We start from the raw sequence: 12444 nt of genomic DNA, 5'->3' as shown, positions 1-12444 counted from the left end.
GCGGTGCCGGATCATTTGCCCGCGAGCACGAAGCGCTTGCGGATGCCGCCCGCGGCCGAAGGCGCGACCCACAGGTCGAACTCGCCGGGCTCGACCACCGGCTTCATGTCGCGACCCATGAAGGCCAGGTCGGCGGCCGCGAGCCTGAACTCGACCGCCTTCGACTCACCCGCCGCGAGACGCACCTTGCGGAAGGCCTTGAGCTCGCGCACCGGGCGCGTCACGCTGGCCGCGCGCTTGGCGATGTAGAGCTGCACCACTTCCTCGGTCTCGCGCCGGCCGGTGTTGGTGACCGTGGCCCGCACGTCGAGCGCGCCGCCGGGCGCCAGGCGCTCGCTGCCGAGCGCCACGCCGTCGTAGCGCACCGGCGCATAGCCCATGCCCCAGCCGAAGGGAAAGAGCGCCCGGTTGGTGGTGTCGAGGTAGCGCGTGCGAAAGGCCATCTGCGCATCGTTGTCGGGCGGCGGCCGGCCGGTGCGCTTGTGGGCGTAGTAGAACGGCACCTGCCCGGCGGTCTGCGGAAAGCTCACGGGCAGCCGGCCCGAGGGGTTGAAGTCGCCGAACACCACGTCGGCGATCGCATGGCCGGTCTGCACGCCGAGGAACCACGTCACCAGGATCGCGCGCGCATTGCGTACCGCGCCCCTGAGCGCCATCGCGCGGCCGTTGCTCAGCAGCACGACCACCGGCTTGCCGGCGGCGGCCACGGCCTCGGCCAGGTCCTGCTGCGCCTGCGGCAGGCCGATGTCGGTGCGCGAGCGCGACTCGCCCGACATGCGCTCGCTCTCGCCCACGGCCAGCACCACCACGTCGGCGGCGCGCGCGGCGGCAACCGCGGCTTCGATGCCGCCCGCGAGCGCGGTGTCGACGTTCGAGCCGCGCACCACCGTGAGCGAGGCCGGATCGCCGAGCGCGGCCCGCAGGCCGTCGTCGATGCCCACGGGCGCCGCCTGGCCCGGGAACAGGCTCCAGGCGCCGAGCAGGTCCTGCGTGCCCGAGGCAAAGGGCCCGACCAGCGCGATCTTCTGGCCAGCCTTCTGCAGCGGCAGCAGCTCGCCTTCGTTCTTGAGCAGCACCACCGAGCGGCGCGCACTCTCGCGCGCGAGTGCTAGCGTGGCCGGATCCGACGGGCGCTCGGCGGCGGGCGGGCCTTCGAGCCCGCGGAACGGATGCTCGAACAGGCCGAGCTTCTGCTTGACGCGCAGCACGCGCCGCACCGCATCGTCGAGCCGCGCCATCGGCACCTCGCCCGAGGCGACGAGGCCCGGCAGTTCGCGCATGTACAGGCCGCTCTGCATGCTGACGTCGGTGCCGGCGAGAAAGGCCTGCTTCGCGGCCTCGCGGCCGTTGGCGGCGTAGCCGTGCGCGATCAGTTCCTCGTCGGCCGTGTAGTCCGACACCACGAAGCCCTGGAACTGCCATTCGCGGTGCAGCACGCCGGTGAGAAGGGCGGGGTTGGCAATCGACGGAATGCCCGAGATCTCGTTGAAGGCGCTCATCATCGACAGCGCCCCGGCATCCACCGCGGCCTTGAACGGCGGCAGGTAGACCTCGCGCAGCGTGCGCTCGGAGATGTCGGTGGTGTTGTAGTCGAGCCCGCCCTCGGCCGCGCCATAGGCCGCGAAGTGCTTGGGCGTGGCCAGCAGCGCGTCGCCGCGCGAGAGGTCGGGTCCCTGAAAGCCGCGCACGCGCGCGGCCGCGAACAGGCTGCCAAGGTACGGGTCTTCGCCGATGCCTTCGATGCCGCGGCCCCAGCGCGCATCGCGCGCGATGTCGAGCATCGGTGCAAAGGTCCAGCGGAAGCCGTCGGCGCTGGCCTCGACCGCCGCCGCGCGCGCCGTGCGCTCGGCCAGATCGGGCTCCCAGCTGGCGGTCTCGGCCAGCGGCATCGGGAAGATGGTGCGAAAGCCGTGGATCACGTCGGCGCCGTACAGGAGCGGAATGCCGAGCCGCGACTCGCGTACGGCCGCCTGCTGCAGCCGCAGCTTGCGCGCGAGCCCTTCGTTGTTGAACAGCCCCGTGACGCGGCCCGCGCGCACGTCGTCGATCTCGCGCTGCGCATTGCGCTGGTTCGCGGCCGGGTTGCCCGGGATGTTGGTGTCGGCCGGGCCGTAGAGGCTCAGCTGGCCGACCTTTTCCTCCACCGTCATGCGCGCGATCAGCGCTTCGGTGCGCGCATCGGCCTGGGCCTCGGGCGGCGGCGGCGCGCCCGTGGTGCAAGCGGTGAGAAGAAGGGAGGAGGAGAGGAGGAGGGCGTGGAGGCAGATGCGCATTGCCCCCATTTTTAAACGATTGCAAAGCAGGACCCGAACCGCCGGACGCTACGAAGTGTTTCTCCCTCCCCCTCCGGGGAAGGGTTGGGGTGGGGGCAGGCAGCGTGCGCGAAGTGGCGCTGCGTCTCAATCCACCCGGTTCACCAGCCCCCGTCCCTCGACCCAGCGCCCCAGGTTGTCGAGGAACATCGCCGCCACGCGCGCCTCGTTGCCGTCCGAATGGCCCGCCGTGTGCGGCGTGACGATCACGTTGGGCAGTGCCCACAGCGGCGACGCGGGCGGCAGCGGCTCTTCGGCGAACACGTCCAGGAAGGCGCCGCCCAGCGCGCCGCTCGCGAGTGCCTCGATCAGCGCGGGCTCGTCGACCACCTCGCCGCGCGCCACGTTCACCACGCAGGCGCCGCGCGGCAGCAGCGCGAGCGCCCGTGCATCGACGAGCCCGCGCGTGCGCTCGCTCAGCGGGCAGGCCAGCACCAGCCAGTCGGCACGGGGCAGCACGGCATGCAGTTGCTCGTAGCGCACGCTTTGCTCGGCGGGCGCGCCTGCGGCCACGTCGCTGCCGCGCACCGCTACCACGCGCAGGCCCAACGCGGCGAGCAGCGTGCCCAGGCCGCGGCCGATGGGGCCCCAGCCGACCAGCACCGCGGTCTGGCCCGCCAAGTCGCGCGGCAGCGCGTCGCCGGCCACGAGCGGGGCCCACGCATGCTGGCGCTGCGCTTCCATCAGCTGCGGAAAGCGCCGCGCGAGCATCAGGAGGCCGGCCAGCGCGCTTTGCACCACCACGCCCGCATTGGCGCCCGACGAAGTCGTCACCTCGACACCGCGCGCGCGCAGCTCGCCGTACACCGGCCGGTCGGCGCCGGCGGAATGCGCATGCACCCAGCGCAGCGACAGTGCATTGCGCAGTGCATCGTGGAAGACCTGTGTGTGCGGCTGCAGCCGGTGCTTGGTCGACAAGCCGGTGACGTCACGCGAGACGAAAGCCACGTCGGCGTCCTCGCCCGGGACGACGATCGCGTGCGGCCGCCCGGCGAGCGCGGCCGCGAGCCCGGCGGCGGTCTGCGCCGCACCGCCGGGCGACATCAGGATGCGCAGCGGCGGCGTCACTCGGCCACGGCGCCCGACTCGCGCACGATCGTCTTCCACTTCTCGTACTCGCTGCGCGTGAACTTGCCGAACTGCTCGGGCGATCCGCCGATCGGGTCGGCGCCTTCGCGGATCATCTGCGCCTCGAGCGGCGGCAGCACCTCGTTGACCGACTTGTTGAGCAGCGCAACCACCGCCTGCGGCGTGCCCTTTGGCGCGAAGAAGCCGAACCACGAACCGGCCGAGAAGTCGGGAAAGCCCTTCTCGGCCACCGTGGGCACGTCGGGCAGCGAGCGCGAGCGCTTCGGGCTGCTGACCGCGAGCGCGCGCAGCTTACCGGCCTTGATGTGCGAGATCACCGAGGGGATGGTCGCGAACATGAACTGCACGCGCCCGCCGAGCAGGTCGTTGAGCGCGGTCGCGCCCTTGTAGGGCACGTGCAGCGTCTCGGCGCCCGCGCGCTTGCTGAGCATGAAGCTCGACAGGTGCGACGAGGTGCCGATGCCCGTCGAGCCGTAGTTGAGCTTGCCCGGGTTGGCCTTGGCGTAGGCAAGGAATTCCTCGAGCGTCTTCGCGGGAACGTCGGGATGGACCACGAGCACGTTCGGCACGTCGGCGATCTGCACCACGGGCACGAGGTCGGTGAGCGGGTCGTAGGGCATGTTCTTGTAGAGCGTCTGGTTCACCGCCATCGGGCCGACCGAATTGACGATGAGCGTGTAGCCGTCGGCCGGTGCACGCACCACGAACTCGGTGCCGATGTTGCCGCCCCCGCCGGGTTTGTTGTCGATGACGAAAGGCTGCTTGAGCTTCTCGCTCAGCTTCTGCGCCACGGCGCGCGCGAGGATGTCGGTGGTGCCACCGGCGGTGAAGGCCACGACCACGCGCACGGGCTTGTTCGGGTAGTCGCTTGCCTGCGCGGCGGCAGGGCGTGGGGCGTAAAGGCCGGCGGCCAGCAGCAGCGCGGCCAGGCCGGCAGTGGCTGCGCGGCGGCGGCGCGGGAGGGCGGGGGTGAGTGCGGTCATTGTCTTTGTCTCCGTTGTGTTTTCGTGTGGTTGCGTTTGGGGTGCGTCTTGTGTTCAGTCGCGAAAGCCCGGGTCCATGCGGTCGAGCTTGCGCAGCAGCGCGGGCCATTCCATGAGGCCGTAGGGCCGTCGCGTGCCGGGCTGGTAGTTGTTCCAGGTTTCTTCGAGCACGTGCTGCGGCACCGACCGCAGCGGCGTGTTGCACGACATCGCGCCGATCTGCGCTCGGCAGGCCAGCTCGAGCCGGTGCATCCAGTTGAAGGCTTCGCCGACGCTGCGGCCCACCACGAGCGCGCCGTGGTTGCGGAAGATCACGGCCTCGCGGTCGCCGAGGTCGGCGAGCAGCGACGCCTGCTCCGCCTTGTCGAGCACCACGCCCTGGTAGTCGTGGTAGCCGATCTTCAGGAAGCGCATCGCTGTCTGCGTGAGTGGCAAGAGGCCGCATTCGAGCGAGGACACGGCCATCGAGGCCCAGCTGTGCGTGTGGATCACGCAGGCCACCTCGGGCCGCGCGGCGTGCACTGCGCTGTGGATCACGTAGCCGGCCTTGTTGATGCCGTAGTCGAGCGCGCCGAAGTCGGGCTTGGCGAGGATCTCGCCGTTCGCATCGACCTTGATGAGGCTCGAGGCGGTGATCTCCTCGTACATCATCCCGTACGGATTGATGAGGAAGGCGCCCGGCTCGCCGGGCACGTGCGACGAGATGTGGTTGGCCATCATGTCGGACATGCCGTAGAGATCGACCAGCCGGTAGCAGGCCGCGAGGTCGATGCGGGCCTGCCATTCGGCTTCGGAGCAGCGGCCTTTCATGGAAGGGATCTGGAGCACGCCGGGAGCGTTCATCGTGGGGTTCCTTGCGACGGGTTCATGAAAGAGAGAAAAAAGGAGGGCGGTCAGTCGGCGCCGAGCTGCAGGCGGTTCGGCAGCCGCTTCTCGATCGCGAACTTCAAAAGCGCCGCCGAGCGGAAGATGCCGTGCGCGAACTTGCCGTAGGGCAGCGTGAGGAACAGCGCCATCACCACGCCCAGATGCACCGCGAGCAGCAGCGCCATGAAGCCGGTGTCGCGCCAGGCGAGCAGCGCCAGGCCGGTGAGGCTGGTGAGCAGCAGCAGCGCGATGAAGCCGCGGTCCATCGGCCGCTGCGCCACGTCGCCATGCGCGGCGTCGCGCCGCAGGTTCATCCACAGCAGGCCGACCGGGCCGATCACCAGGCCGATGCCGCCCGCGGTGCCGAGCAGCACCGGCAGGCTCGTGAGCGCATAGGGTGCGGGCAGGCCGAGCAGGTAGTGGTAGAGCGTGGCCACGCTGGTGGAGGCGAAGCACAGCATGAAGCCGTAGAAGGTGAAATGGTGGAAGCGCCGGCGCCAGAGCGTGAAGCGGTCGTCCTCGTTGTTGCAGCCCTCGCCGTGGCCGCCGCCCAGGTACCTGAGGCGCAGCACGTCGTGTGCGGCCTCGGCCCCCGCGGCGGCGCGCACGCCCGCCACCGACGGCGCGTCGCGCACGTCGTTGGCGGGTGACACCTCGCGCCAGAAGCGCCGCGTGCCCATGGCCAGCGCAAACACCACGAACAGGAACACCGCGCCGAACAGGCCCGCCAGCAAGTTGTGCGGAAAGATCGCGTAGAAGTCGCCCGCGAGCGGTTCGTGCAGCAGCGAGCCCGACATGGCCACCGCCAGCACGAGGAACAGCGCCAGCCCGCCCGCGAGCGCCAGCGCCACCGTGAGGCCCGCGCGGCGGTAGAGCGCGCCCATGGCGGGCGGCCAGGCGTAGTCGTGGTAGGTCTGCAGGCGCACCTGCGCCATGGCCTGCGGCACGTTGACCGCAAATTCGTGCGGCGGCGCGTACTGGCAGGCATGCAGGCAGGCGCCGCAGTTGTGGCAGAGGTTGGCGAGGTAGTGCGTGTCGGCCTTGCCGAACTCGAGCCGTCGCGTCATGGCCGGGAACACGGCGCAGAACCCTTCGCAGTAGCGGCAGGCATTGCAGATCTGCAGGATGCGCGCGACCTCGGCCTCGCTCGCGGCCAGCGGCAGGGCGGGGCGGATCGGGATCACGCGCGGCGAGGCGCTGCCGATGCCGTCGGCATCTCCATCGGCATCCGCACGCGCACGCGCGACCAGGTCAGTGAGCTGCTGCAAGGCGGGCCTCCGGATTCTTGTTGGACAGTGCGGCTGCCGCTTTCGCCGCCTGCGTGCCGGCGATGCGGCCGAAGGCCGTGCCGATGCTCATGCCGACGCCGGCCGTGTAGCCCTGGCCGAGCACGTTGCCGGCCATCATCTCGCCGGCCACGAACAGGTTGGGGCTCGGCCGGCCGCCGAAGCGCACCGCCGCGGTCTCGTCGACCTTCAGGCCGAGGTAGGTGAACGTGATGCCGGGCCGCAGCGGGTAGGCATGGAACGGCGCGGTGTCGAGTGGGCGCGCCCAATGCGTCTTGGCGGGCGTGAGGCCTTCGGTGCGGCAGTCGTCGAGCGCGGTGTGGTCGAAGCGGCCGGGGCGGCAGGCGGCGTTGTAGTCCTGCACGGTGCGCACGAAGGCGGTTTCGTCCAGGCCGATCTTGCGCGCCAGTTCGCCGAGCGTGCCGGCCTGCGTGCCTTCGAACACCGGCGGCATGAAGCGGCCCACCGCCTTCTGGTCGATGACCGACCAGGCGATCTGGCCCGGCTGCTGCGCCACCAGGCGGCCCCAGATCGCATAGCGCTTGGGCCAGAAATCCTCGCCTTCGTCGTAGAAGCGCCGCGCCTCGCGGTTGACCACCACGCCGAGCGAGACGCAGTCGATGCGTGTGCAGATGCCGCCGTCGTAGAGCGGTGCGCGCGCATCGATCGCGACCATGTGGCCCTGCGACGGGTCACCGATGCTGTCGGCGCCCGCATCGATCATGTGCCTGAGCAGCACGCCCTGGTTGAAGCGGGTGCCGCGGATCAGGAAGTTGTCGGCCGGCCATTCGCCAAGCGCGTTCTGGCCCCAGGCCTCGCGCAGCCATTCGCGGTTCGACTCGAAGCCGCCGGCCGCGAGCACGCAGCTCTTCGCCGCGATGCGTTCGCCGGCCTCGGTGCGCACCGCCACGAAGCGCTCGCCGTCGCGCTCGACCGAGGCCACGGGCGTGTCGTAGCGCACCTGCACGCCGAGCCGTTCGGCGCTGCGGTAGTAGGCGTTGACGAGCGCCTTGCCGCCGCCCATGAAGAAGGCATTGGTGCGCGCGACATGCAGTGCGCCCGACAGCGGCGGCTGGAAATGCACGCCGTGGCGGCGCATCCAGTCGCGGCAGTTCGACGAGGCGCGGATCACCAGCCGCGCGAGGTGCTCGTCGGTCAGGCCGCCGGTCACCTTCAGCAGGTCCTGCCAGTATTCCTCTTCGGGGTAGGCATCGACCAGCACGTCCTGCGGCGCATCGTGCATGCAGCGCAGGTTGCGCGTGTGCTGCGAATTGCCGCCGCGCCACGCCTTCGGCGAGGCTTCGAGCAGCAGCACCGAGGCGCCGGCCTCGCGCGCCATCAGCGCGGCGCAGAGCGCGGCATTGCCACCGCCTACCACCAGTACGTCGATCAATCGTGGGTCTCCTTGGAATGCGTGGACTCTAAGGAGAGCGGCCTTCACCCGAAAGGCCGCATCGGGCAACGGGTGTTCAGTTCTTGTGAAGGGTGGCGCCGGCCCAGTGCCCGGCGCGAACGAGGTCGCGCGCGGTTTCAGCCAGCACCACGCGCGCCGCCAGCGCCGCCGGCGACAGCTCGTCGTCGGACAGGCTCACCAGCAGGTTGTGGCGGCCCACGTGCGCATCGCTGATCTGCGTGCGCTGCAGGTCGCCCTGGTCGTGGCGCGCGGTGGCGGCACCGGGCTGGATGGTCGCGCCGTGGCCGGCGCGCACCGCGTCCATCAGCAGCGCCAGCCCGTCGACTTCGGCAACGATGTTCGGCGCGATGCGCGCACGTGCAAATGCCGCCATCAGCGTGGCGCGCAGGCCGTGGCTGCCGCTCGGCAGGATCAGCGGCAGACCGGCCAGTTGCGACAGCCGCACCTTCGCGCCGGTGGGGCGCTGCGCGAGATCGGACGCGGCGATCACGAAGAGCTTCTCTTCGAGCAGCGGCAGCACGCTCCAGCGCCGCGGCGTTTCGGTCTGGAACAGCACCGCCAGGTCGAGCTGGCGCGCATGCAGCATGGTCGTGAGGTGGCCCGAAAGCGCTTCCACCATGTGCAGCCGCACGTCGGGGTAGCGCTCGCGCATGGCGCGCATCAGCGGCACGCCGAGTACCGAAGCGGTGGTGGGGGCGAGGCCCACGCTCACGTGGCCCGAAAGGCGTGCCTGCTGCGCGGCGCGCACCGCATCGTCGGCATGCCGCAGCGTGAGCTGGGCCTGCTGCAGAAAGGCCAGGCCGGCGTCGGTCGGCACCACGCCGGTCGAGCTGCGCTGCAGCAGGCGGGTGGACAACTCGCTTTCGAGCCGGCTGATCTGCTGGCTCAGCGCGGAGGTGACCACGCCGAGCTCGACCGCGGCCCGGCCCATGCTGCGGAGTTCGCAGACCTTGACGAAATAGCGCAGTTGCCTCAGTTCCATGCGCGCATCATCGCGCAGGCGCGGCTAGCGCCTGAACAGGCCTACTGTTTGTAGCTGTCGTCGGTCCGGTCGAGCTTGCGGATCAGCGAGGGCCAGACGAATTGCCCGCCGATGCCGCCGGTCTGCACCTTCATGGCATGGCCCACGCCTTCGACGATGCGCGGGTTCACCTGCGTGAGCTCGCCGCCGCCGGCCTGCGCCGCGATCTGGATCTGGCAGGTGTTCTCGAAGGTGTACATCGACAGGAACGCGTCGGCGATGGTCTTGCCGCAGGTGAGCAGGCCGTGGTTGCGCAGCACGAGGAAATTGGCGTGGCCGAGGTCGGCCTGCAGGCGCGGCTTCTCGTCGTCGCGGAAGGCCACGCCCTCGTAGTCGTGGTAGGCGAGCGAGGCCAGCACGAAGGTCGATTGCTGGCTGATCGGCAGCACGCCGTTCTTCTGCGCGCTCACGGCGATGCCGGCGCGCGTGTGCGTGTGCAGCACGCACTGGATGTCCTCGCGCGCGGCATGCACCGCGCTGTGGATCACGAAGCCCGCCGGGTTCACGGGGTAGGGCGAATCGATGACCTTGTTGCACTGCTGGTCGACCTTGACCAGGCTCGACGCCGTGATCTCGTCGAACATGAGACCGTAGGGATTGATGAGGAAGTGGTGCTCGGGGCCGGGAACGCGTGCGCTGATGTGCGTGAACACGAGGTCGCTCCAGCCGTGCAGCGCCACGAGGCGGTAGCAGGCGGCGAGGTCGACGCGCAGCTGCCATTCCTCGGGGGAGACTTGCTGCTGGACTTGGGAGGGGGTAGTGGCATTCATGGGGGGTCTTGTTGGAGGTTGTTGAAATCGGGCTGCCGTTCTGCGTGCCTCAAACAGCCGCCGGTTCCTTCAGCGCCGATTTGTAGATGCTCTGCTTCGGCTGCGCCATCAGGCGTCGCAGCATGGGCTCGAACTCGCCGATGGGCAGCGTCTCGGCCTTGGGGTCGAATGCGGGGTTGTCGTAGAGCGCGCAGAACTCGGCCGTGCGTTCGTAGTGCGGATGGTCCTTGAAGCCGTCGCGCATGTCGCGGTCGAGCCCGATGTGGTGGAAGAAGTAGTGGCCCTGGAAGATGCCGTGGTGCTGCACCATCCAGAGGTTGGCTTCGCTCACGAAGGGCTTGAGGATCGCCGCGGCGATGTCGGGATGGTTGAAGCTGCCGAGCGTGTCGCCGATGTCGTGCAGCAGCGCGCAGACCACGTACTCCTCGTCGCGGCCGTCGCGTAAAGCGCGGGTCGCGGTCTGCAGCGAGTGGGTGTAGCGGTCGACCGGAAAGCCGCCGTAGTCGCCTTCGAGGATCTGCAGGTGGCGGACGATGCGCGCGGGCAGGTCGCCCGCGAACTGCCTGAACTCGCCGCCGATCCGTTGCCAGTCTTCGGCGGTGCTGTCCTGCATGCTCGTGAATGTTGCGCGTTCGCCCATGGTGTGGTCTCCATCGTGTCGTGAGGTGGCGGCCACTGTAGACCCGCACTTGACCATCAACTGTCAAGAATTTGACAATGCAAGGCCCTGGTAAACCCCCGCCCCCGAGGCTTTAGTCCGCGCTCACATGCCCGCATCCAAGCCGCGCCTTTCCGCCGCGCACCGCGCCGCGGTGGAGCGCAACCCGTGGTTCATGAGCCTGCCGCGCGGCCAGCGCGAGACGCTGCTCGCGGCAGGGGAACTCATCCACGTGCGACGCGGCGCGATGGTGTTCCGCCAGGGCGATCCGGTCCATGCCGCGGGCGGCGGCTTCTACGGGTTGCTGGCCGGCACGATCAAGATCTCGTCGCTGCGGCGCGACGGCCGTGAGGCGATCCTGGCCGTGCTCGAGCCCGGCAACTGGTTCGGCGAGATCACGCTGATCGACGGCTCGCCGCGCACGCACGATGCCACCGCCCTCGACGCGCTCGACCTGCTGGTGGTGCCGCCGGATGCCTTTGCCGAGCAGACGCGCGACGTGGTGTTCGCCGCCGCGATGGCGGCGCTGCTCGCCGCGCGCGTGCGCATGCTCTACGGCCTGACCGAGGATGCGACGCTGCGCAGCCTGCGCGCGCGCGTGGCGCACCGGCTGCTGGTGCTGGCGCGCGGCGATGCCACGCAGTCGGTGCAGCTGCGGCGCGAACTGAGGCTGTCGCAGGAGGCGCTGGCGATGATGCTCGGCGTGACGCGCCAGACGCTCTCGAAAGAGCTCAATGCGCTGGCCGCGACCGGTGCGATCGTGCTCGGTTACGGGCGGATCGCGCTCGCGTCGCCCGGGGCGCTGCAGGCGTTGGTGAACGCTGGATAGGCCTCAGCGCAGCACGCGCCCGTCGGCCGAGATGCTGATCAGGTCGATGCTGCGCGAGGGGTCGCGCAGGCCCGGGCGCAGATTGATGCGGAAGCCGCCCACGTCGTAGTCGGTCATGGCGGTCATGGTTTTCTGCAGGCTCATGCTCGTGAAGCCGCGGCCCGCGCGGCGCAGCGCCTCGCCCACGACCTTGACCGCGATGAAGCCCTCGAGGCCTTCGTACGAGGGCGCCTGGTCGGAGTTGTCGAGCACGGTGCGGTATTCCTTGACGATCGGAATGGCCGAGGGGCGCGGCGAGGGCACCACCTGCGAGATCACGATGCCGCCCATGTCCTTGCCGAGTTCCGCATAGAGCGGGTCGATGCCGACGATCGAGAAGGCCAGGAAGGTGCTGCTGTAGCCGCTTTTGCGCAGCTTGCGGATCGCGCTGGCCGTGGTGCCCGAAAGCGAGACCAGCACGATGGCCTGCGGCTTCTGTTCGAGCACTGCCTTCAGCGGGCCGTCGAGCGCGTCGCCGCCGCCCGGGGGCACCATCGCCGTCGCGACCAGCGGTTCCATCTTGCGCTCGGCCAGCGCCTGCTGCACGGCGGTCCGGCCGGCATGGCCCATGGCGTTGTCGTCGCCGACCAGCGCGATGCGCGTCTGCCCCACGGTGGCGCATTGGCGCACGATCTTCAGCGCCTCGTCGATCATGCCGGGGCGAACGTGGAACACGTGGGGATGGTCCGCACCGCGCAGCACGTCGGAGGCCGCGAACGGGGCGAACAGCAGGCTGCCGTGTTGCGTGGCGATCTTGGCGGCGGCGGTGCTGCCCGCGGTGCCCACGAAGCCGAACAGCATGTCGGCCTTTTCCTTGGCGAGCAGCGTCTGGGCATTGCGCGCGGCGCGGGTTTCGTCGTAGCCGTCGTCGAGCTGGATCAGCTTGAGCTGCAGGCCGGTTCCGGCGTGGCGCTCGTTGAAATCGTTCACGCCGAGCCGGCTGCCCGCCGCAAACGCGAGGCCGATTTCGCTCGCGTCGCCCGTGAGCGGTACCGACTGGCCCAGCACCACGACGCGGTCGCCTGCGGCGCGGGTCGATTGGCCGAAGGCCGGCAGTGCCGTGCCGCTGCCCAGCAGCAGTGCGCCGCATGCCTTGCCCAACCACTGTCTGCGCGTGTTCTGCATGAATTCCCCCTGATGGTGAGTTGTAAGTAAAAGTGTAGCAATTTGGATGCC

General features: G+C 69.9%; 11 protein-coding genes. 1 reads left to right on the top strand and 10 read right to left on the bottom strand.

What is annotated here, in order from left to right:
* Window positions 1-11: 11 nt before the first annotated feature.
* The 9 genes from AC3A6G_RS00190 to AC3A6G_RS00150 form a co-directional block, all read right to left on the bottom strand.
* Window positions 12-2273 carry a glycoside hydrolase family 3 N-terminal domain-containing protein gene (locus AC3A6G_RS00190; protein ID WP_487864392.1) on the bottom strand — a complete coding sequence of 754 codons (2262 nt, stop codon included), beginning with the start codon at window positions 2271-2273 and terminating at the stop codon, window positions 12-14.
* A gap of 126 nt (window positions 2274-2399) precedes the next feature.
* Window positions 2400-3356: a D-2-hydroxyacid dehydrogenase gene (locus AC3A6G_RS00185; protein WP_487861656.1), complete on the bottom strand. Its 957-nt coding sequence runs from the start codon at window positions 3354-3356 to the stop codon at window positions 2400-2402.
* Between the two features lie 20 nt (window positions 3357-3376).
* Window positions 3377-4384, bottom strand: a complete 1008-nt coding sequence (locus AC3A6G_RS00180) for a Bug family tripartite tricarboxylate transporter substrate binding protein (RefSeq protein WP_487861501.1) — start codon at window positions 4382-4384, stop codon at window positions 3377-3379.
* A gap of 54 nt (window positions 4385-4438) precedes the next feature.
* Window positions 4439-5227, bottom strand: coding sequence for a class II aldolase/adducin family protein (locus AC3A6G_RS00175; protein WP_487861500.1), 789 nt, complete (start codon window positions 5225-5227; stop codon window positions 4439-4441).
* 50 nt (window positions 5228-5277) lie between these two features.
* Window positions 5278-6519 (bottom strand): tricarballylate utilization 4Fe-4S protein TcuB, encoded by a 1242-nt coding sequence (gene tcuB, locus AC3A6G_RS00170; protein ID WP_487861499.1) that lies wholly within the window; start codon window positions 6517-6519, stop codon window positions 5278-5280.
* Complete coding sequence (gene tcuA, locus AC3A6G_RS00165; protein ID WP_487861498.1) at window positions 6503-7930, bottom strand: FAD-dependent tricarballylate dehydrogenase TcuA; 1428 nt, start codon at window positions 7928-7930, stop codon at window positions 6503-6505. The genes tcuB and tcuA overlap by 17 nt, the downstream gene beginning before the upstream one ends.
* A gap of 76 nt (window positions 7931-8006) precedes the next feature.
* Window positions 8007-8933, bottom strand: coding sequence for a LysR family transcriptional regulator (locus tag AC3A6G_RS00160; protein ID WP_487861497.1), 927 nt, complete (start codon window positions 8931-8933; stop codon window positions 8007-8009).
* Between the two features lie 41 nt (window positions 8934-8974).
* Window positions 8975-9742 carry a class II aldolase/adducin family protein gene (locus tag AC3A6G_RS00155; protein ID WP_487861496.1) on the bottom strand — a complete coding sequence of 256 codons (768 nt, stop codon included), beginning with the start codon at window positions 9740-9742 and terminating at the stop codon, window positions 8975-8977.
* 49 nt (window positions 9743-9791) lie between these two features.
* Complete coding sequence (locus tag AC3A6G_RS00150; RefSeq protein ID WP_487864394.1) at window positions 9792-10382, bottom strand: HD domain-containing protein; 591 nt, start codon at window positions 10380-10382, stop codon at window positions 9792-9794.
* Between the two features lie 127 nt (window positions 10383-10509).
* Between AC3A6G_RS00150 and AC3A6G_RS00145 the strand changes: the two genes are divergently transcribed.
* Entirely contained in the window at window positions 10510-11229 is a 720-nt protein-coding gene (locus tag AC3A6G_RS00145; protein ID WP_487861494.1) for a Crp/Fnr family transcriptional regulator, read from the top strand.
* Window positions 11230-11232: 3 nt separating this feature from the next.
* Here AC3A6G_RS00145 and AC3A6G_RS00140 read toward each other — a convergent pair whose 3' ends face one another.
* Complete coding sequence (locus tag AC3A6G_RS00140; RefSeq protein ID WP_487861493.1) at window positions 11233-12393, bottom strand: ABC transporter substrate-binding protein; 1161 nt, start codon at window positions 12391-12393, stop codon at window positions 11233-11235.
* Window positions 12394-12444: the final 51 nt, after the last annotated feature.

Source organism: Variovorax sp. Soil_C_26 (genome assembly GCF_057657075.1).
Note: the sequence above shows the minus strand (reverse complement) of the source record. Positions and strands in the feature narration are given on the sequence as shown.